At 69.3% G+C, this 19366-nt stretch carries 17 protein-coding genes, 1 tRNA gene and 1 pseudogene; 13 read left to right on the forward strand and 6 right to left on the reverse strand.

What is annotated here, in order from left to right:
- Window positions 1-472: 472 nt before the first annotated feature.
- Both C882_RS05235 and C882_RS24945 read left to right on the forward strand, forming a co-directional pair.
- On the forward strand, window positions 473-691 hold the full coding sequence (locus C882_RS05235; RefSeq protein WP_009539518.1) for a hypothetical protein: 219 nt from the start codon (window positions 473-475) through the stop codon (window positions 689-691).
- Window positions 692-817: 126 nt separating this feature from the next.
- Window positions 818-985 carry a hypothetical protein gene (locus tag C882_RS24945; RefSeq protein WP_009539519.1) on the forward strand — a complete coding sequence of 56 codons (168 nt, stop codon included), beginning with the start codon at window positions 818-820 and terminating at the stop codon, window positions 983-985.
- 144 nt (window positions 986-1129) lie between these two features.
- Here the strand turns inward: C882_RS24945 and C882_RS05240 are convergent, their stop codons facing one another.
- Complete coding sequence (locus C882_RS05240; protein ID WP_009539520.1) at window positions 1130-1330, reverse strand: hypothetical protein; 201 nt, start codon at window positions 1328-1330, stop codon at window positions 1130-1132.
- A 293-nt stretch (window positions 1331-1623) separates the two neighbouring features.
- Between C882_RS05240 and C882_RS05245 the strand changes: the two genes are divergently transcribed.
- The 9 genes from C882_RS05245 (at window position 1624) to C882_RS05285 (ending at window position 13347) form a co-directional block, all read left to right on the forward strand.
- Complete coding sequence (locus C882_RS05245; protein WP_009539521.1) at window positions 1624-5013, forward strand: PAS domain S-box protein; 3390 nt, start codon at window positions 1624-1626, stop codon at window positions 5011-5013.
- A gap of 67 nt (window positions 5014-5080) precedes the next feature.
- Window positions 5081-5782, forward strand: coding sequence for an SDR family oxidoreductase (locus C882_RS05250; RefSeq protein WP_009539522.1), 702 nt, complete (start codon window positions 5081-5083; stop codon window positions 5780-5782).
- Window positions 5783-5855: 73 nt separating this feature from the next.
- Complete coding sequence (locus C882_RS05255) at window positions 5856-6776, forward strand: alpha/beta hydrolase (RefSeq protein WP_009539523.1); 921 nt, start codon at window positions 5856-5858, stop codon at window positions 6774-6776.
- A 134-nt stretch (window positions 6777-6910) separates the two neighbouring features.
- Window positions 6911-7492, forward strand: coding sequence for a TetR/AcrR family transcriptional regulator (locus C882_RS05260; RefSeq protein WP_083875699.1), 582 nt, complete (start codon window positions 6911-6913; stop codon window positions 7490-7492).
- The gene (locus C882_RS05265) at window positions 7489-8583 is read left to right on the forward strand and encodes an efflux RND transporter periplasmic adaptor subunit (protein WP_009539525.1); all 1095 of its coding nucleotides are present in this window, start codon (window positions 7489-7491) and stop codon (window positions 8581-8583) included. Before C882_RS05260 ends, C882_RS05265 begins: the two co-directional genes overlap by 4 nt.
- A gap of 20 nt (window positions 8584-8603) precedes the next feature.
- Complete coding sequence (locus C882_RS05270) at window positions 8604-11699, forward strand: efflux RND transporter permease subunit (protein ID WP_009539526.1); 3096 nt, start codon at window positions 8604-8606, stop codon at window positions 11697-11699.
- Window positions 11700-12035: 336 nt separating this feature from the next.
- On the forward strand, window positions 12036-12473 hold the full coding sequence (locus tag C882_RS05275; RefSeq protein ID WP_009539527.1) for a DsrE family protein: 438 nt from the start codon (window positions 12036-12038) through the stop codon (window positions 12471-12473).
- A 17-nt stretch (window positions 12474-12490) separates the two neighbouring features.
- Window positions 12491-13117, forward strand: coding sequence for a rhodanese-like domain-containing protein (locus tag C882_RS05280; protein WP_009539528.1), 627 nt, complete (start codon window positions 12491-12493; stop codon window positions 13115-13117).
- Between the two features lie 154 nt (window positions 13118-13271).
- Window positions 13272-13347 (forward strand) — tRNA-Ile (locus C882_RS05285).
- Window positions 13348-13372: 25 nt separating this feature from the next.
- Here C882_RS05285 and C882_RS05290 read toward each other — a convergent pair.
- The 4 genes from C882_RS05290 to fliI form a co-directional block, all read right to left on the reverse strand.
- On the reverse strand, window positions 13373-14725 hold the full coding sequence (locus C882_RS05290) for a dihydrolipoyl dehydrogenase family protein (RefSeq protein WP_009539529.1): 1353 nt from the start codon (window positions 14723-14725) through the stop codon (window positions 13373-13375).
- Between the two features lie 60 nt (window positions 14726-14785).
- Window positions 14786-15268 carry a TspO/MBR family protein gene (locus C882_RS05295; RefSeq protein ID WP_009539530.1) on the reverse strand — a complete coding sequence of 161 codons (483 nt, stop codon included), beginning with the start codon at window positions 15266-15268 and terminating at the stop codon, window positions 14786-14788.
- 95 nt (window positions 15269-15363) lie between these two features.
- The gene (locus C882_RS05300; RefSeq protein WP_009539531.1) at window positions 15364-15822 is read right to left on the reverse strand and encodes a flagellar export protein FliJ; all 459 of its coding nucleotides are present in this window, start codon (window positions 15820-15822) and stop codon (window positions 15364-15366) included.
- A gap of 19 nt (window positions 15823-15841) precedes the next feature.
- Entirely contained in the window at window positions 15842-17275 is a 1434-nt protein-coding gene (gene fliI, locus C882_RS05305; RefSeq protein ID WP_009539532.1) for a flagellar protein export ATPase FliI, read from the reverse strand.
- A 226-nt stretch (window positions 17276-17501) separates the two neighbouring features.
- Here fliI and ctrA point away from each other — a divergent pair, with 226 nt between their 5' ends.
- Window positions 17502-18242, forward strand: coding sequence for a response regulator transcription factor CtrA (gene ctrA, locus C882_RS05310; RefSeq protein WP_009539534.1), 741 nt, complete (start codon window positions 17502-17504; stop codon window positions 18240-18242).
- A 168-nt stretch (window positions 18243-18410) separates the two neighbouring features.
- The gene (locus tag C882_RS05315; RefSeq protein WP_009539535.1) at window positions 18411-18905 is read left to right on the forward strand and encodes a fasciclin domain-containing protein; all 495 of its coding nucleotides are present in this window, start codon (window positions 18411-18413) and stop codon (window positions 18903-18905) included.
- A gap of 265 nt (window positions 18906-19170) precedes the next feature.
- Here C882_RS05315 and C882_RS25780 read toward each other — a convergent pair.
- A pseudogene (locus C882_RS25780) lies at window positions 19171-19257 on the reverse strand (HEPN domain-containing protein); the annotation flags it as partial.
- Window positions 19258-19366 lie beyond the last annotated feature (109 nt).

Raw genomic sequence — 19366 nt, forward strand, 5'->3', positions numbered from 1 at the left:
CGGCGTGACAGGCCGGCACTCTAACCAACTGAGCTACACCCGCAACTCCCGTGGAGGGCGGCCTTATAACAAGGCCTTCAGAGCCGTGCAAGAGGAATTTGACATCGCCCCCGACATCGCGTCATCGCGCTGTCACATCCCCTTGCGGGCGGGCGAAGACTTATGGGGCCGACTGCGATTTGTCAATGCGTTTCGCCGCCGCCCCGTGCTTCCATCACCATGTTGCAGCATCCTCCGTGGTGCGGGTCGTGGCGCGCCTGCCCGGCCCGACGCAATCTCCCAGACTGGGCCGGCCGCCGCCGCTTGCGCGCGACCGGCTCTTTTTTTGTGCCGGATCCTTCGGCGTGCGACTTTCGTCCGAATCGCTCTTGAAAACACTCGACCTTGGCGCTAGGTGACGGACGCCCGGTCTTCGCAGCGCACAACAGCGCCCCGGCGGGCGAAAAATCCACAAGAAAACTCGGAGATTGTGATGCGCTTCCTCCCCCTCGTCCTGGTTGGTTTCATGGCTGCCCCCGTTTTCATCTGGGCACTGGTGGAAACCCTGCTGGTCCAGGGCACGTCCGGCAAGATGTTCGGCTTCGAGAGCGGCCCGACGGTGGCCGTGCTGATCGGCTTCGGCATCGTGGCGCTGGGCCTGCTGGGCACCTGGATGATGCGCTTCATCGCGCGCGACGAGGGTCGAGCCTGAGGCGTTTGCGGTTTCCTCGCGTGCCGCGACGGGATAAGGTAGCGGGTGTATCTTGAATTCGATCGCCCGCTGCCTCACTTCATTTGGGCGATTGTTCAAATATCGATCAAGGACGGGAGCCCGCCCATGACCAGCGTGACGACCCTGCTTACCGATCCGCTGACCGCGGCCATTGCCGCCGTGGGCGCTGCGCTCGCCCTGGGCGCCGCCGCCGCGCGGGCGCTCAGGCCGGAACCGAAGCCGATCCCCGTCCGCATCGACGAGCGCCGCCGCCGCGTGCCGCCGCGCGACTGACGCCACGCGGGTCACGCAGAACCGCAATGTCAGGCGCCCTTCGCGGCGCCGCAGTCGGTGATCGCCGCCCTGAACGACCAAGGCCGCACCCATGGGATGCGGCCTTTTTCGCGTGCGGCGGGCGGGGCGGCCGGACGGCTGCCGTCAGGCCACCCGTTCGAAGCGGTCGCGGTCCAGCAGGGCCTCGATGGCCAGCGTGCGGGCATCCACGGGCGACCGCAGCGACCGCAGCCTGGCGTGCGGAATGCGCACGCCGTCCTGGTAGACGTATTCCACTTCCCACTCGGCACCCCAGGCGGTGCGTTCCCGGAAACGCTGCCCCACTTCAACGCTTTGCTTTTTCATGATCGGTCTCGCTATTCCCACATATGAGACGCCGCCCCCTCGGCGCCGGTGGCAAGTATAGCGCCGCAGCGCAGCGCGGGGAGCGGTTTTCGCACCGGCGGAACCGGTGTGCCGGCCACTGCGGCAGGCCTGCAACACCTGCCGTGAAAGGGGGGCCAGCGCGATGCCCGCCATGGCTGCCGGTCATGCCTTTGCTTGCCGCGCGGCCGCCGAACGATCAGAATGCAACGAAAGAATGGACTCCTCCCAAAGGAGTAGGAAAACCGCAGGCGCATGCCCCGGGGGAAAGACGCGTGAGCCCGAACGAGACCGGCCTGGGATCACAGGCATCCCGCGCCCGCCCCGGCCTCTACGCCGGGCCGGCGGTGGATGTCGCCGGCCGGGCCAACGAACGGCGCTTCAAGGTGCTGTGGGCGAGCGTGCTGGTCATCGTGCTGGCCGGACTCAGCCTGTCGGCCTACAGCGAGTACCGCACGGCCAGCCGCCATGCCGAACGCGCCGTCAGCGACAGCGCACTGGTGCTCAAGCAGCACATGAGCCGCTACTTCGACAGTGCCGACCTCATCATGCGCCACACGGCCTTCGAGGTCTCGCACCACGGGTGGTCCGACTGGAGCGCCATCGACGCCGAGACGGGCCAAACCGTCAACGAAATGCTCGAACTGGATACCATCGCCGCCGACACGGCCTGGGTGGAAAACCTCTGGCTGCTGGACGCCGAGGGCACCGTGCGCCATACCCTGCGCCCCGCGGCGCCGGCCGGACCCGAGCACGCGGCCCTGGCCGACGCGGCCCGCACCGCGATGGCGGAACCGGGCACGCCTGTTTTCGCCGAACCGGTGACGGGCCGCTTCATGGATTGGCCGTCGTTTCTGGTCGCCCGCGCCGTGGTGGGTCGCGAGGGCGCGTCGCCGATGGGGGCCGTCGTGCTGTCGGTCGCCGGCGACAGCCTGGCCGACGTGTTCTCGCAGCAGGTGCTGGGCCCGCGGGGCACCGTCGCGCTGGTGCGCACCGACGGCATGGTGCTGGCGCACTATCCCTCGACTCCGGGCACCTCGGGCTCGGCCCTGAAAGACGGCCCCCTGCGGCAGGCCGTGCGCACCGGCGTTGAAAGCCTGACCCTGCGCAGCGAGGCCCTGCCCGACGGCCGCGACCGCATCGCCTCCTACGCCCGCGTCGACGGTCTGCCGCTGGCGGCTGTGGCGACCCATGCCGCCGCCGACCTGCGGGCGCGGCTGCTGTCGGCGCTGTGGCCGCAGTACCTGCTGGCCGGGCTGATCCTCGCGGGGCTTCTGGGCTTCTATCCCTTCATGATGCGGCGCCTGCGCTTCGAGCGCCGGGCCGCCCGCGACCTGGCGGAGCGCGAGCTTCTCTTCCGCTCCATCCTCAACAACGTGGGCGTGGGACTGGGCCTGACCGCGGCCGACGGCACGGTCCGCTTCGCCAACACCGTGTTCGACCGCCTGCTGGGATACGAGCCGGGCGGGCTGACGGGCCGCAACATCGAGGATCTGACCCACCCCGACGACCGCCTGTCGACCATGTACCGCATCTCCCGCATGGAGGCGCTGGGCCCGGCGGGACTGTCCTATGAAAAGCGCTACCTCCGGCGTGACGGCACGGCGGTGGAGGCGCTGGTGACACTGAGCCTGAAACCGCGCGTCGGCGAACAGGAACCGCTGCTGGTCGGGGTCATCCAGGACCTGACGGACCAGCGCGCCCGTGAGAGGGCCATCGCCTTCCAGAACAGCCTGCTGCGCATCCAGCAGGAGGCTTCGCCCGACGCCCTGCTGGTGACCGATGCCGACGGCCGGCTGCGGTCGTGGAACAGTCGGTTCCGCGCCATGTGGGGGGTGCCCGAGGCGCTGCTGTCGGCGGGCGACCTGCTGCCCGTGCTGCGCCACATCGCAAGCCACGTCGCCCCCGGCACATCCGAGACCACGGACGACGCGGACCAGGCCGGATGGCTGCGCCGGGTGCTGACCGACGGCCGCGTCATCGACACCCTGGAAAGCGAACTGCGCGACGGGACTGGCGCGTCCATCGGCCGGGTGTGGTTCTTCCGCGACGTGTCGGAACGTCTGGCCGCCGAGACCGCCGTGCGCGAGAGCGAGGCCCGCTATCGCGCCCTGGTGGAGCAGTCGCCGGAGGCCATCGTGGTGCACAGCGACGACCGCGTGCTGTTCGCCAACTCCGCCGCCCGCACCCTGTTCGGCTACGCCGATCCGGCGGACTGGCCGGCCGAGCCTACCGTCTCGGCCATGGTGGCGCCGGCAGTGCGCGATCATGTCCGCAGCGCCATCCGCGCCAGCGCCACTGAGTCGTGGAACGGTATTCAGGAGGACCTGCAACGCCGCGACGGCAGCCTGTTCGATGCCTGGATCATCTCGGCCCCCATCCGCGTCAACGACCAGCCGGCCTCGCAGGCCGTCATCCGTCCGCTGGACGCCGGTCAGGGCGTGCGCGGACGCCTGATGCAAACGGCCAAGATGGCGACGCTGGGCCAGATGGCGGCCAGCGTCGCGCACGAGCTGAGCCAGCCGCTCAACATCCTTTCCATGGGGCTGGAGGGCATCCGCCTGCAACAGACCCGCGCCCCCCTGGCGCCCCAGGACCTGGACGCCAGGCTGGAACAGGCCACCCGCCAGTGCGGCCGCATGGCCGAGATCATCGACCATATCCGGGTCTTCAGCCGCTCCAGCAAGGGCCGGCACGTGCGCTTCGACGCCGCCGGGCCGTTGCGCGGAGCCGCCGACATGATGCGCCCGGTCTTCGAGCGCGAAGAGATCGAACTCGTCATCGACCTGCCGACCCAATTGGGTGTGGTGGAAGGCAGCCCGCTGGACCTGGAACAGGTGGTCATCAACCTGCTCAAGAACGCCTTCGATGCGCTCCAGGAATCACGCCAGCGCCTGGCCGCCGAACGGCCGGCGGACTGGCGCCCCCGCGTGACCGTGATCGGCCATCCCGAACCGGAGTCGCGCCGCATCTGCGTGGAAGTCGCCGATACCGGGCCCGGCATCCCCCACGCGCTGCTGGACGACATCTTCGAGCCCTTCTTCACCACCAAGACGGAGGGCCTGGGCACCGGCCTCGGCCTGTCCATCAGCATGTCGACCATTTCCCGCATGGGCGGCACCCTGCGGCCGGCCAACCGTGACGGCGCCGTGTTCACCATCCGCCTGCCGCTGAGCGGGGACCACCGCCCCGGCGCCGAGACACCGGCCACTGCCGCAAGCACGCCGTCACCGGCCGTCGTGCTGCCCGATGCGGGCGGCCTCTCCGCCGCGTCTGCGGCCGGGCCGACCGGCCATGTTCTGCTGATGGAGCCCGAGGACGCCACCCGCCAGACGCTGGCCGTGATCCTCATCGAGCGCGGTTTCCGGGTCACCACCGCCGCTTCCGCACCGGAAGCCGAGGGCAAGGCGCGGCTGGACCCGCCGCAGGTGCTGCTGGCCGCCCTGCCTCCGGCGGCGCACGGTGACGGCGTGACCGACCTGCTGCACCGCCTGAGACACCGCAATCCCGCGCTCGCGGCGGTTCTGCTGGCGGGCGAGGGGACGGCAGAGGATGCGGCCGCCGCCCTGCCCGGCGTGACGGCGGTGCTCGACCGCCCTGTGGCGGGGGCCCGGCTGCTGTCCGCCCTGCACGCGGCATTGGCGACGGAGGCGGGCGCGTCCTGAAGCCCGGACATCCGGCGCCGCCGGCCGTGCGTATCGCCAGCGACGCCACAACAGACCGGGAGCCGTCATGCAATCCTTTCCCACCGGCGGTGTCGCCGCCGTCTTCGGCGCCTCGGGTGGCCTGGGCCGCGCCTTCGTGGCGCATCTCGAAGCCTCGGGCGCCTTTGATCACGTCTTCGCCTTCTCGCGCGCCGGCACGCCGCCGGTGGACGTGACCGACGAGCCCGCCGTCGCCGCCGCCGTGCAAATGGCAGCCGAGGCGGGACCGCTTCGGCTGGTGGTCAACGCCAGCGGCTTCCTGCACGACGGGCGGTTCGGGCCGGAGAAAAGCTGGCGCGCCATCGAGCCGGCGCACATGGCCCGCGCCTTCGCCGTCAACGCCATCGGCCCGGCGCTGATCCTGAAACACGCCCTGCCGGCCCTGCCGCGCAAGGGAAAGGCCGTCGCCGCCACGCTGTCGGCCAAGGTGGGCTCCATCGGCGACAACCACCTGGGCGGCTGGCACAGCTACCGCGCGTCGAAGGCCGCCCAGAACCAGATCGTGCGCACCATGGCGATCGAGTTGGGCCGCAAGCGCCCGGAGGCCGCCGCGGTTGCGCTGCACCCCGGCACCACCGACACAGCCCTGTCCGCGCCGTTCGGCAAGGCGGGCCTGACGGTGCGGACGCCGGAGGAGGCCGTGGCGCGGTTGGCGGCGGTGATCGACCGGCTTACGCCCGACGACAACGGCGCCTTTCTCTCCCACGACGGCAGCCGACTGCCCTGGTAACACCGCCTGAACCCGAGTACAGTCGTCGGATAAATCAAGAAAGTCTCATAAACGACCTCGGGAGGCGTCATCCATGAATTTCAAGTGGTTCTGCGGCGCGGGCACGGCCCTCGCGCTATCCCTCGGGTTGGCGGCCCAGGCCCAGGCGGCGGAGCAGCATCTGCAGATCGAGCTGGCCGGGCTGACCCTCAACGGCTACCTGACCACGCCCGACGACACCGAAGGCGTGCCCGACCGGGTGCTGCTGATGACGCACGGCACGCTGGCGCACGGCGAAATGTCCATCATGGAGAACCTGCAGGCGGCGCTCGCCGAGCGGGGCATCGCGACGCTGGCGCACACCCTGTCGCTGTCGGTGGACGACCGCACAGGCATGGTGGACTGCGGCATGACGCACACCCACAAGGACAGCGACGCCATGGCCGAGATCGGCACCTGGCTCGCCTGGCTGAAGGATCACGGCGCGACCGCCGTGCCCATGCTCGGCCACTCGCGCGGCGGCAATCAGGTGGCACGCTTCGCCGCCGCCGAGGATGATCCGGCGCTGACCCGCCTCGTGCTCATGGCCCCGGGCACCTGGCGCGAGGGCGAGGACGCCACGGCCTACACCGACCGCTTCGGCGCCGACCTGGACACGCTGTATCAGGAAGCCAAAGCGCTGGTCGACGAGGGCAAGGGCGACACGGTGATCGAGGTTCCGGGCTTCGTCTACTGCCAGGACGCCAAGGTGACGGCGGCGTCCTTTGTCGACTACTACGCGCCCAACCCCGACCGCGACACACCGGCGGTGCTGAAGGGCGTCGAGGAACCCACCCTGATCATCGTGGGCGGAGCGGACACGGTGGTGCCCGACCTGCCCGCCAGGCTGGAGGAGACCGGCATCGCCGACAAGGAGACCGTGGAGGTCGCCGTGGTCGACGGCGCCGACCACATGTTCCTGGACTTCTTCACCGAAGACGCCGCCGACGCCATCGAGGCTTTCCTGGCCGAGTAGGCCGGACGGCAGACTTTTTTCCGCGGAGGGCGGGCCGGACGATCCGGCCCGCCTTTTTCGTGCGTAACTGAATTGACAGCGGGCGGCGCTCGCCCTACCGTCCAGACGGTACGAATTTTGCCGCGAGCGGTGCCATGTCTACTTCCCCCGCCCCATCCTCCGATGCCAAGCGCCCCCTGCGCGAGCGGGTGCTCGACGCCGCCGAGCGCGTGGTTTCCCGCGACGGCGCCGCGCATCTGACGCTGGATGCCGTGGTGGCCGAGGCCGGCGTCAGCAAGGGTGGCATGCTCTATCACTTCCGCAGCAAGGAGGCCCTGCTGCAAGGGCTGCTGGCGCGTACGCTGGAGCGACACATGGCGCGGGTCGCGGACCTGCGGGCCGCCCTGCCGGCCAACGCCGCCCACGGCGCCGGCCGCGCCCATCTTGCCGCCTGCATCGAGCGTCAACCGGTGGAGCGGGAGTTCGGCCTGACGCTCATCGCCGCCGCGGCCCACAACCCCGACCTGCTGGCCCCGGGGCGCACGGTGCTGGCCGAGACATCCGCCGCCGTGCGCGACCTGGAGGCCGAGGTTCCCACCGCGCGGCTACTGTGGCTGTCCATGCACGGGCTGCACTTCCTGGACATCCTGGGCATCTCGCCGCTGTCCGACGACGAAAAGACCGAGTTGCGCGCGCAGGCGCACCGCATCCTGACCAAGACGGGAGACCCCCGATGACCGCCCTTCCCCGCCGTCTTTCCGCTGCCGCAGTGCTGCTGCTGTCGGGCCTTGCGCTTGCCGCCTGCGACGATGCCGCCGGCCAGGACGGGGACGCCGCCCGAACCCTGGAACCAGACGTCCGCCCCGTGCGCGTCATGACGGTCGAGCCCGGCGCGGCCACCGACATCCGCCGCTTCCCGGCGCGGGTGGAGGCGGCGCAGACATCCACCGTTTCCTTCCAGGTGCCGGGCAAGATCGCGGAATTTCCCGTCCGCGAAGGCGAAACGGTGGAGGAAGGCGCCCTGATCGCCGCCCTGGACGCCACCGACTACGAACTGGCCCTGCGCGAGGCCCGCGTCCGGGCCGACCAGTTGCGCAAGGAACTGGAGCGCAAGCGCGCCCTGCGCGAGGACGGACACGTTTCCCAGGCCACGCTCGACGATGCCCGCGCCGCTTACGAACTGGCGCGGGTCGCCGTCGACCGGGCGGAGCAGAACCTGGACTACGCCCGTATCGAGGCGCCCTTCAAGGCCCTGGTGGCCGAACGCCTGGTGGACCGATTCACCAATGTGCAGGCGGGCGCGCCCGTGGCCCTGTTGCAGGACATCTCGACGCTGGACGTGGAAGTCAGCGTGCCCGAGATCACCATGGGCCGCACCCGTCAGGAGGATCTGGTGTCTGTCACCGCCTCCCTCTCCGCACGGCCGGAGCGGGAGTTTCCGCTGACCATCAAGGAATGGGCCACCGAACCCGATCCCAGCACGCGGGCCTACAGGGTCACCTTCTCCATGGAAAACCCCGAGGACATCGGGGTGCTGCCCGGCATGTCGGCGACCGTGGAGGTCGCCATCGCCGATGCGGGGGCAGGCGCGCTGGTGGTGCCCGCCGGGGCCGTGGATGCCGGGCCGCAGGGCGATTTCCGCGTCTGGGTCCTGGACGAGGAGAGCAACACCGTTCACCCGCAGCCGGTCAAGGTGGGCTCGCTCGCCGACGGCCGCCTGGAGGTGCTGGAGGGCCTTGAGGGTGGCGAGACCATCGTCTCCGCCGGGGCCGGCTTCCTGTCGGAGGGGCAGAAGGTGCGCCCCGTCGACGCCCGCCCGGCGCGCTGAGACGGGGAGCTTGGGACGTCATGGACATCGCGCGCGCCTCCATCGAGAAGCCGGTCAACACATGGCTCATCATCCTCATCTGCCTGATCGGCGGCATCTGGGGCCTGCTGACCCTCGGCCGCCTGGAAGACCCGGAATTCACCATCAAGGAAGCGGTCATCACCACGCCCTACCCCGGCGCCTCGGCCGTGGAGGTGGAGCAGGAGGTGACCGACCAGCTTGAGACCGCCATCCAGCGCCTGCCCCAGGTGAAGGAGGTGCGATCGCGCTCCACGCCGGGCATGTCGCAGATCACGGTGGAGATGCGCAGCGAGTACGACAGCGACAGCCTGCCGCAGGTGTGGGACGAGCTGCGCCGCAAGGTCAATGACATGCAGGGCGACCTGCCGCCCGGCGCGCAGCCGTCGACCGTCAACGACGACTTCGGCGACGTCTTCGGCCTGTTCTATGCGCTCACGGCCCCGGACTACACCCAGGCCGACCTGCGCGACTTCGCCCGCACCCTGCGGCAGGAACTGCTGCAGGTGCCGGGGGTGGCGAAGGTGTCGCTCGACGGCCTGCGGGAAGAGCGCATCTTCGTGGAAATCCCGCAGTCCGTCATCACCCAGCTGGGCATCCCGCCGACCACCATCGCCGATGCCCTGGCGGTGCAGAACGCCGTGGTGGACAGCGGCGCCATGCGCATCGACGACCAGTATGTCCGCCTGTCGCCGTCGGGCGCCTTCACGTCGGTGGAGCGCATCCAGAACCTGTTCCTGAGCGCCGGGCCGGCGGGCGGCGGCAACACCATCCGCCTGGGCGACATCGCCGACATCACGCGCGGCTACAAGGAGGTGCCGGACAAGCTGATCCGCCATGACGGCGTGCCGGCGGCCACCGTCGGCGTCTCCGCCCAGTCGGGCACCAACATCGTCGAGGTCGGCGAGGCCGTGGAGGCGCGGCTGGCGGAGGTCATGCGCACCCTGCCGGTGGGCGTGCAGATGCAGCCCATCTACGAACAGCACAAGGTGGTCGACCGCGCCGTCAGCGGCTTCATCGTCAACCTGGCAAGCTCGGTGGCCATCGTGATCCTGGTGCTGTGCCTCGCCATGGGCTGGCGCGGCGGTCTTGTCGTCGGCGGCGTGCTGCTGCTGACCGTGCTGGGCACGCTGCTGCTGATGAAGATTTTCGGCATCACCATGCAGCGCATTTCGCTGGGTGCGCTGATCATCGCCATGGGCATGCTGGTGGACAACGCCATCGTCATCGCCGAGGGCATGATGGTCCGCATGAAGCGCGGCGCGTCGGCCAAGGCGGCGGCCAGCGAGATCGCCGGGCAGACGCAGATCCCGCTGCTGGCGGCGACCGTCATCGGCATCCTGGCCTTTTCCGGGATCGGCCTTTCCGACGACGCCACCGGCGAGTTCACCTTCAGCCTGTTCGCCGTCATCGGCATTTCGCTGCTGCTGAGCTGGGTGCTGGCGGTGACGGTGACGCCGCTGCTGGCGTCCTACCTGTTCAAGACGCGCTCGGCCGAAGCGGCGGCGGAGGTCGGAGAGCCGATGCTGCTGCGCGGATACCGCCGCAGCGTCGAGGCCGCCCTGCGCCACCGGCTGGTGACCATCCTGACGCTGGTGGGGCTGACGGTCGCGGCGGTGGCGGGGTTCGGCTTCGTCAAGCAGTCGTTCTTCCCCGACAGCGCCACACCCATCTTCTACATCGACTACTGGCGCCAGCAGGGCACCGACATCCGCGCCACCGCCGAGGACATGGCCGAGATCGAGGACCACCTGCGCGGCATGGACGGCGTGACCAACGTCAGCACCTTCATCGGCGGCGGCGCCGACCGCATGATGCTGGTCTATGCCTCGGAACGGCCCAACGACTCCTACGGCCAGTTCGTCGTGCGGGCGGACGACGCCGAGCAGATTCCCGCCATCGGCGCGCGCGTCCTGCAATGGCTGGCGGAGACCTATCCCGAGGCCGAGGCCAAGATGGAGCGCGTGCAGCTCGGCCCCGGCGGCGGAGCGAAGATCGAGGCGCGCTTTTCCGGCGAGGACCCGGCGGTGCTGCGCCGCCTGGCCGAACAGGCGCAAGGAGTCTTCCGCGAGGCCGGGCTGATCAACGTGCGCCAGGACTGGCGCCAGCGCGAAAAGCTGATCGTGCCGCGCATGGCCGAAGACCGCGCCACCAGCGTCGGCGTCACCCGCCGCGACATCGCCGACGCGCTGGCCGTGGCGACCGAGGGCCGGCAGGTCGGTCTGTACCGCGAGGGTGACCGCCTGATCCCCATCGTCATGCGGGCGCCGGAGGGCGAGCGCGGCGCCAACGCCGACCTGCGCGACCGCCGGGTGTGGGCGCCTGCCTCGCGCTCCTACGTACCGATGAGCGAAGTGGTGGACGGCTTCGAGACGGCGGAGGAAAACGGCATCATCCGCCGCCTGGACAAGCAACGCACCATCACCGCCCAGGCCGACCCGGCCTACGGCGGCAACGCGGCGGCGGCCTTCCAGCGCGTGCGCCCGCTGGTGGAGGCCATCGACCTTCCCGAAGGCTACCAGCTGGAATGGGGTGGCGAACACGAGAACTCGTCGGAGGCGCAGGCCTCGCTGGCCGCCGGCCTGCCGCTCGGCTTCCTCGCCATGGTGCTGATCACCATCGCCCTGTTCGGCAAGGTGCGCCAGCCGCTGATCATCTGGCTGTGCGTGCCCATGGCGATCTGCGGCGTGACCATCGCCTTGCTGGCGACCGGCCTGCCGTTCGGGTTCATGGCGCTGCTGGGCATGCTCAGCCTGTCGGGCATGCTCATCAAGAACGCCATCGTGCTGGTGGACGAGATTGACCTGCGCATCTCGGGCGGACACCATCGCCATGCCGCCATCGTCGACGCCAGCGTCAGCCGGTTCAGCCCGGTGCTGCTGGCGGCGGTGACGACGATCCTGGGCATGGTGCCGCTGCTGTTCGACGTCTTCTTCGCCTCCATGGCCGCGACCATCATGGGCGGCCTGGCGTTCGCCACCGTGCTGACGTTGATCGCGGTGCCGGTGTTCTACGCCCTGTTCTTCCGGGTGCGCGAGGACGAAGACGAACGGGAGGACGCGGCGCAGGCGACCGTGCCGGCGGCCGGAGGGATATGAAGGCAGGGCGACAGCCGATGTGCTTGGATTTCCCGCTTGCGGGGGTTTCAAGAGATCGGCTGGCGGCCTCCAGAGGTGTCGCAAGGGCGGCTGACAGCGTCTGTGGACCCCTGCCGCGTTTCCGTCGAGGGCACGCCCACTTTCTACTTCCGCCTCCGCCACAGGTGCCACCCCAGCGCGCCCCACACGATGACCCCCACCGCGATCCATTTGATGAGGCCTGCCTCCAACTCCACCGCTGCGCTCCTCCCACCGATTGCGAATTAGCAATTACGCATATAAGTGAACCCTGTTATCTTCGCTCCATCCCGTTGGACAAGGAAGGAGCACCCATCCATGCGCAACCTCATCCTGGGCGCCGCCGTGGCGCTGGCGACCGCCTTTGGCGCGCTGGTTTCCCCCGGTACGGCCGCCGCTGCCGAAAAGACCTTCATCGTCGTCACCTCCGACGATCCGCAGACCCAGGCTATGGCCATGATCCTAGGCCACCAGGCCATCGGCCACGGCACCGAAGTGCGCGTCCTGCTGTGCGGCCCCGGCGGCGACATGGCGCTGAAGGGTGCCGAGATGCCGACCCTCAAGGGTCCCGACGCGACACCGCAGCAGCTCCTCTCCGGGCTGGTGAAGAAGGGTGCGACCGCCGAGGTCTGCGGCATCTACCTGCCCAACAGCACCCACACCGCCGAAGACCTGATCGAGGGCGTCTCGCCGGTCAAGCCGCCGGTGATCGGCGAGTACATGGCCCAGCCCGACGTCCGCTACTTCACGTTCTGATGCAAGGGAGCCGCCGCATGACGTCCCCCCTGTTACGCCCGCTCCGCGCGCTCGGCCTGGCCTGCGCGCTGGCCGTCACGGCCGCCGCGCCGCTGGCACTGACCGCCGTCCCGGCGGCGGCGGCCGATGTGCCGGAGAAGAAGACCGCGCAGGTCAAGTCCGGCCTCTACGTCACGGCCGCGGAAGCCTACGAGATGATGCAGGCCGATCCGTCGGTGGTGCTCATCGACGTGCGCGACCCGGTCGAGGTGATGTTCACCGGCTTCGCCGAGGAAACGGACATTCACGTCCCCTACAAGATGGCGAACCGCTCCAAGCTGAACGCCGAGAAGGGCGTGTGGTCCATGGAGACCAACCCCGACTTCGCCGACGAGGTGCAGGCGAAGCTGGAGGCCATGAACGTGCCCAAGGACGCCAAGCTGGTGTTCATGTGCCGCTCGGGCTCCACCCGCAGCGCCCCGGCCGCCGACATGTTGCATGACCGCGGCTGGACCAACGCCTACACCATGGTCGACGGCTTCGAGGGCGGCAAGCGCAAGGACGGCCCCTCGGCCGGCGTGCGCGACGTCTCGGGCTGGCGCAACAGTGGCCTGCCCTGGACCTACAAGCTGCCCGAGGACGTGGTCTACGTCGCCAAGGACTGACCACGCGCCCGTGCGCGCAGATCATGCGGCGGCCGCCGGCTCCCCCCGGCGGCCGCCGTTTTGCGTCCTGCGTCCGCGCGAACAGGTAAGGGTGCTGCACGAATGGATTGACCGCGCGCGCCGGTCGCGCTATGTGCGGGGTCCGGCGTTCTGGGGGCCTGTAGCTCAATGGTTAGAGCTGACCGCTCATAACGGTCTGGTTGGGGGTTCGAGTCCCTCCAGGCCCACCAGCGCCGGCATCCTCCCCCTGCCCCTCTACAGCATGGAATGAATGTCCGACGACGTGGTCGGATAGGCGAACATCACGTCCTTGAGGTCCGAAGTCGTCAGACCCTGGCGGATGGCGAGCGCGAAGACGTTGATGACCTCGTCGGCGTGGGGGCCGACCAGATGGGCGCCCAGCACCCTCTCCGTCCCCTCCTCGATCAGCACCTTGTAGCCGTAGGCCCGTTCCGCGTTGTGGCGGGCGGTGAACCAGTCCGCCGCAAAGCCGCAGGATTGACGCACCGGCTTGACGCGGGCGCGCGCCTCCGCCGCCGTCAGCCCGACAGAGGCGATGGGCGGCAGGCTGAAGGCGACCGTCGGCACCGCCCGGTAGTCGGGGCCGGCGCCTGCGTCCTCCAGCAGGTTCGCCACCACCACCCGCGCGTCATGGCTGGCGACCGGCGTCAGCGGCGGGCCCTTCTGGGCGGCATCACCCACGGCCCAGACGGCCGGGTTGGTCGTGCTGCGGAGCGTCCGGTCAAGCGTGAGCCGCCCTTTCTCTGCCGCGACGCCCGCCGCCTGCAGGTCCAGGTCGGCGACCTGCGCCACCCGGCCGGCGGCGTGGACGACAAGGTCCGCCTTCACCGTCGACGCCCCCTCTTCCTTATGGTCCAGGGTGACGCGGTAGCCGTCCTTGTGCTGCTCGATGCCGGTGACCTGGCTGTCGGTGCGCACATCGATGCCCAGCGCCCGGAACCTTTCCATCAGGATCGCCACCAGGTCGGGGTCGAACCCCTTCAGCATGCGCGGGCCCCGCTGCACCACGGTCACCGCAGCACCGGCCCTGGCGGCGATGCAGGCGAATTCCGCGGCGATGTAGCCGCCGCCGACGAAGACCACGCGCGCGGGCAGGTGCCCCAGGTCCAGGAAATCGTCGCTGGAGCGCATGAGGTCGGCGCCGGGGATGGGCAGCGGCGCCGGCACCGCGCCCGTCGCCAGCACGATGTGGCGGGCGGAAACCTCGCGGTCGTCAATGCGCATCGACGTGGGGCCGGTGAAGCGGGCGGCGCCATGGAGCGTGTCGATGCCGGCCTTGCGGAAACCCGCTTCCACGCCCTTGGGCACGCTGTCCACGAAGGACTGCTTGAAGGCCATCAGGGCAGACCAGTCCAGGCGCAGGGCGCCGTCGACGCCATGACCCTGAAGCCGGGCCGCGTCGTCCACTGCGCGCGCGATGCCCACCATCACCTTCTTCGGGTCGCAACCGCGCTGGGCACAGGTACCGCCGTAGGGCCGCCGGTCCACCACCGCGACGCGCCAGCCGGCCTGCGCGCAGGGCTTGGCGACGCCGCGCGCGCCCGATCCGGTTCCGATGACGAGAAGGTCGTAGTCCGGTGCGCTCATGCGGCGGTCTCCTGGCTGGTGGTCGTCCTCCCGCGTCAACGCGCCGACCTCCGCCCGGGGTCAGGCGGCCGCTTCGGCATGACGGTTGAGGCGCAGCAGGGTGCCGGTGAGGACCATGGCGAAGCTCACCCACAGAAGGTAGGGGACGAACAGCCAGCCGGCCAGCGGGTCTATGGTGAAGAACACCGCCGTGGTGGCCGCGACGGCCGCCCACAGCGCCAGACCTTCCGCCAGGGCCAGGCCGATGCGCTTCATGCCGAAGAAGATGCCCGACCACGCCGCATTGAGCACCAATTGCACGGCGTAGAGGATCAGGGCTGCCTGCGCGCCGGCCCATCCGCCGGCCTCGCGCCAGACCAGCCAGCCGGCCACGGCGATCATCAGGTAGAGGATCGACCACACCGGCGCGAACAGCCAATTGGGCGGGTTCCACGACGGCTTGCGCAGGCGCGCGTACCAGTCGTCCGGCGGGAACAGGGCTCCCGACGAGGCGGCGACGACGTTCACGCCGATGAAAACAAGAAGGCTCCAAACTCCGTCCATGGACCCGGCTCCCGGTCGGTTTTGGTGATCTGGATACCTGCCCTTTACGCGCCGAGGTCGCCCCTGGGTCACCGGCAAAGGCCTGTGGCCCGTCCTCAGATACCGCCGCTGCCGTCGCCGCCGTCGTCCTCCGCCTGCTCGCGCCGGCGGTGGAGCGTCAGGCCGATCTCGTCCAGCACCTCCTGCTCCTTGCGGTCGCGCTCATGCTTTTCCCGAAGGTCGCGGTTGGCCTGGGTGATCTCGTAGGTCTTGAGTTCCTTGAAGGCCTCGGACAGGTCGTCGCGGGCAGCCTCGATGGCCTTGCGAATGTTGGCCAGCGACTGCGCCAGGCGCTCCTGCTGTTCCTTGTGGCGCTGAACGTAGGCGCCGAAGGTCAGGCCCAGCGCCGGGTCCTCGCGCACCGCCGCCTGCTCGCGCACCATTTCCTCGCGCAGGGCCTGCTGGCGGTCCAGGATCTCCTGCTCGGTACGCTCCAGGTCGGCCAGCGCGCGGCGCTTTTCGTCCACCTGGTGCTTGTGCAGGCGGATGAGCCCCCGCAGTCCCTTGTCTGCCATGCCCGCGCTCCGTCAGCCCTCAGCGGCCCTGCTGCTGGCGCTGCGGCCGCTGCTTCTGCTGCGGCGCCTGCTGCGCCGCCTGCTGAGGCTGCTGCTGGGGCGGCACCGGCTCTCCGTCCGGGCCGGGCGCGGTGGACAGCACCTGGACAAGCTGCTGATAGCCGTCATCCAGCGTCGCCCGCTCGGTCTTTTTCTGCGACAGGAACTGTTCCAGCAGCGGGTAATAGAAGATCGCCTCGTCCACCTCGGGGTTCGAGCCCTTGCGGTAGGCGCCCAGGCGGATCAGTTCCGCCATGTCCTCGTAGGTGGACAGCAGGCGGCGGGCCAACTGGACGATCTGGTTCTGCTCCTCGGTGTTGCAGCCGGGCATGGTGCGCGACACCGACCGCAGGATGTTGATGGCCGGGTAGCGGCCGCGCTCGGCGATCTGGCGCTCCAGCACGATATGGCCGTCCAGGATGCCGCGCACGGCATCAGAAATAGGCTCGTTGTGGTCGTCGCCCTCCACCAGCACCGTGAACAGGCCGGTGATGGAGCCCTGCCCCGGCGCCCCCGGCCCGGCGCGCTCCAGCAGCTTGGGCAGTTCGGCGAAGACGGTCGGCGTGTAGCCCTTGGACGCCGGCGGCTCGCCGGCCGACAGGCTGATCTCGCGCTGGGCCATGGCGAAGCGCGTCACGCTGTCCATCAGGCAGAGCACGTTCTTGCCCTGGTCGCGGAAGTATTCCGCCACCGACAGGGTCATGTAGGCCGCCTGGCGGCGCATGAGCGGCGCTTCGTCGGACGTCGCCACCACGACCACCGATCGCGCCATGCCCTCGGGCCCCAGGTCGTCCTCAATGAACTCGCGCGCCTCGCGTCCGCGCTCTCCGATCAGGCCGACGACGATGACGTCGGCGCCGGAATAGCGGGCCAGCATGGACAGGACGGAGCTTTTGCCCACGCCCGAGCCCGCGAAGATGCCCATGCGCTGGCCCAGGCAGCAGGTCAGGAAGGTGTTCATGGCGCGGATGCCCACATCCAGCTTGCCGCCGACGCGCTGGCGCATGGCCGCCGGGGGCGGGGCGTTGCGGATGGGATAGGCCTGCTCGCCGGCCGGCAGGGGGCCCTTGTCGTCCACCGCCTCGCCCATGGCATTGATGACGCGGCCCTGCCATTCCAGCGTCGGGTAGACGGCCGGTTCCGCGTCCTCCACCTCCGCCCGGGCACCGAGCGCGACGCCGCCCAGTCCGCCGAAGGGCAGCAGCAGGGCGCGGCCCTCGCGGAAGCCCACGACCTCGCACGGCAGGCGGCGACCGTCGCGGGCGTGGATGATGACGCGGTCGCCCACCGACACGCTGGTCTGGATGCCGCCCACCTGCACCAGCAGGCCCTGCACGGCGACGACCCGGCCGAAGGACCGGGAATCCGGCAGGCGATCAAGCTCGTTTACGATGTTGCGGACGTGGACGGTCACCTGTTATCACCCCGGTTCGCGGACAGCCGCGCGGACCCTAGCCCGATGCGCCGTGGAACGAAAGAGGCAGTCCGAAACGTTTCCTTCCAACCTACGGAGCGTCGCGGATGCAGCCGTCAGTATGAGGCGGCTCGCTTAACACGGCGTAAAGACTCCGTTGCACAAGGCGGCGGGGCATTCTATCGTAGGCTAATACCGCTCCCCCAACCGAGGCAGGCGAATCAGTATGCGCGTTCTTCTGGTCGAAGACGATCCCCATACGGCTAAGTCGGTGGAGCTGATGCTCCGGCGGGAGAACTGGGTCGTGGATTCCACGGACCTGGGCGAGGACGGCCTGGAAATCGGCCGGTTGTACGATTACGACATCATCATCCTGGACCTGATGCTGCCCGACATGGACGGGCTGGAAGTCATCCGCCGCCTGCGCCAGGCGGGGGTGGAGACGCCGGTGATGATCCTGTCGGGCCTCAACCAGCCGGAAAAGAAGATCAAGGGCCTGGGCTCGGGCGCTGACGACTACCTGACCAAACCCTTCGACACGGGCGAGATGGTGGCGCGCTGCCAGGCCATCGTGCGCCGCGCCAAGGGCCATGCACAGGCCGTGGTGCGCGTGGGCCGGCTGGAGGTCAACCTGGATGCCCGCACCGTCTGCGTCGACGGCGAACCCCTGCACCTGACCGGCAAGGAATACGGCATCCTGGAACTGCTCGCCCTGCGCAAGGGCTCGACCCTGACCAAGGAGCAGTTCCTCAACCACCTCTACGGCGGCATCGACGAGCCGGAGCTGAAGATCATCGACGTCTTCATCTGCAAGCTTCGCAAGAAGCTGACCCAGGCGACCGGCGGCATCAACTACATCGAGACCGTCTGGGGCCGCGGCTACGTTCTGCGCGAGCCCGTCAACCCGGCCGTCACCTCCGGGAAAGCCGGCGGGGCCGCCACGCGCGAGGCCGCGGCGCGGGCCTGAGGCGCACGCCTTCCGACAAATGATCTTTCGGCATGCGCCGGTTCCGCCGGCGTAAATGCCGTCGCGCGTGATCCGGCAACACGAAGGCCCCGTAACGTTTGCAATCGCGATGACGACACCGGGTGGCCACCCCTGTTCCCGCGTCAACCGAACAGAGAGGCATCGACCATGACCTTCGTGACCGCCCTGCGCGCCGCCGCCATTGCGGCGCCCATCGCGCTGTTCGCCGCCCTGCCTGCCAAGGCCGCCGACATCGTCGACACCGCCGCCGGCAACGAGTCCTTTTCCACCCTGGTCGCGGCCGTGAAGGCTGCCGGCCTCGTGGAGACGCTGAAGGGCGAAGGCCCCTTCACTGTTTTCGCGCCGACCAACGAAGCGTTCGAGAAACTTCCCGAGGGCACGGTGGAAACGCTGCTCAAGCCCGAGAACAAGCAGCAGTTGACCGACATCCTCACCTACCACGTGATCCCCGGCAAGGTGATGTCGGGCGACATCGAGGGTGAGATGATGGTGGAGACCGTCAACGGCGCCGAACTGAAGGTCGCCGCCACCGACGGCGGCGTGATGATCGGCGACGCCATGGTCACCCAAGCCGACCTGGAGGCCGACAACGGCGTCATCCACGTCATCGACACCGTGGTGATGCCGCCCGAGAGCATGTAAGGACCGGCCGACCGCCCCGGATGACGGAGCCCGCCGTGATGCCACGGCGGGCTCTTTCCATTCAGCGGTTGATGCCAAGCATATCGACAACCCGATCCCGCGCCGTCCGCACCTCTTCGATCCAAGAGAAGACATCCGCGATGGACGGGTCCGGCGGCGCGTCGGCCTGCGGATAGCGGAACGCCACCCCAAGGTATGTGAATCGCTCAAGCGGAATCAGGATTTACCGCACCGGACTGTCCGAAGGAAGCCTGTCGCACAGCGCTTAGATGTCATGGGTGCGTGGAGGCACCAGTCCGTGTTCGGCAATCGCCGCCTTTACCAGTTTCTCGGCCCCCTGCTGGACATGATAGGCAGATCCCCTGCGCTTGGTGCTGGCCCCGTTGCGCCGTTCAACGCCATCCGCAGGTCATCCTCGGCAACGCCGAGCCATGCCATTGCCGCCTGATGGGCCATGGACC

The organism is Caenispirillum salinarum AK4 (assembly GCF_000315795.1).
GTDB classification, from domain to species: Bacteria; Pseudomonadota; Alphaproteobacteria; order Rhodospirillales; family Rhodospirillaceae; genus Caenispirillum; species Caenispirillum salinarum.

What these genes read in the sequence shown, in the direction of transcription:
- C882_RS05280 (WP_009539528.1), top strand. Translation starts at nt 12,491, where the DNA reads ATGACGTCCCCCCTGTTACGCCCGCTCCGCGCGCTCGGCCTGGCCTGC.
- C882_RS05265 (WP_009539525.1), top strand. Translation starts at nt 7,489, where the DNA reads ATGACCGCCCTTCCCCGCCGTCTTTCCGCTGCCGCAGTGCTGCTGCTG.
- C882_RS24945 (WP_009539519.1), top strand. Translation starts at nt 818, where the DNA reads ATGACCAGCGTGACGACCCTGCTTACCGATCCGCTGACCGCGGCCATT.
- ctrA (WP_009539534.1), top strand. Translation starts at nt 17,502, where the DNA reads ATGCGCGTTCTTCTGGTCGAAGACGATCCCCATACGGCTAAGTCGGTG.
- C882_RS05235 (WP_009539518.1), top strand. Translation starts at nt 473, where the DNA reads ATGCGCTTCCTCCCCCTCGTCCTGGTTGGTTTCATGGCTGCCCCCGTT.
- C882_RS05260 (WP_083875699.1), top strand. Translation starts at nt 6,911, where the DNA reads ATGTCTACTTCCCCCGCCCCATCCTCCGATGCCAAGCGCCCCCTGCGC.
- C882_RS05270 (WP_009539526.1), top strand. Translation starts at nt 8,604, where the DNA reads ATGGACATCGCGCGCGCCTCCATCGAGAAGCCGGTCAACACATGGCTC.
- C882_RS05300 (WP_009539531.1), bottom strand. Translation starts at nt 15,822, where the DNA reads ATGGCAGACAAGGGACTGCGGGGGCTCATCCGCCTGCACAAGCACCAG.
- C882_RS05255 (WP_009539523.1), top strand. Translation starts at nt 5,856, where the DNA reads ATGAATTTCAAGTGGTTCTGCGGCGCGGGCACGGCCCTCGCGCTATCC.
- C882_RS05295 (WP_009539530.1), bottom strand. Translation starts at nt 15,268, where the DNA reads ATGGACGGAGTTTGGAGCCTTCTTGTTTTCATCGGCGTGAACGTCGTC.
- C882_RS05315 (WP_009539535.1), top strand. Translation starts at nt 18,411, where the DNA reads ATGACCTTCGTGACCGCCCTGCGCGCCGCCGCCATTGCGGCGCCCATC.
- C882_RS05275 (WP_009539527.1), top strand. Translation starts at nt 12,036, where the DNA reads ATGCGCAACCTCATCCTGGGCGCCGCCGTGGCGCTGGCGACCGCCTTT.
- C882_RS05290 (WP_009539529.1), bottom strand. Translation starts at nt 14,725, where the DNA reads ATGAGCGCACCGGACTACGACCTTCTCGTCATCGGAACCGGATCGGGC.
- C882_RS05240 (WP_009539520.1), bottom strand. Translation starts at nt 1,330, where the DNA reads ATGAAAAAGCAAAGCGTTGAAGTGGGGCAGCGTTTCCGGGAACGCACC.
- C882_RS05250 (WP_009539522.1), top strand. Translation starts at nt 5,081, where the DNA reads ATGCAATCCTTTCCCACCGGCGGTGTCGCCGCCGTCTTCGGCGCCTCG.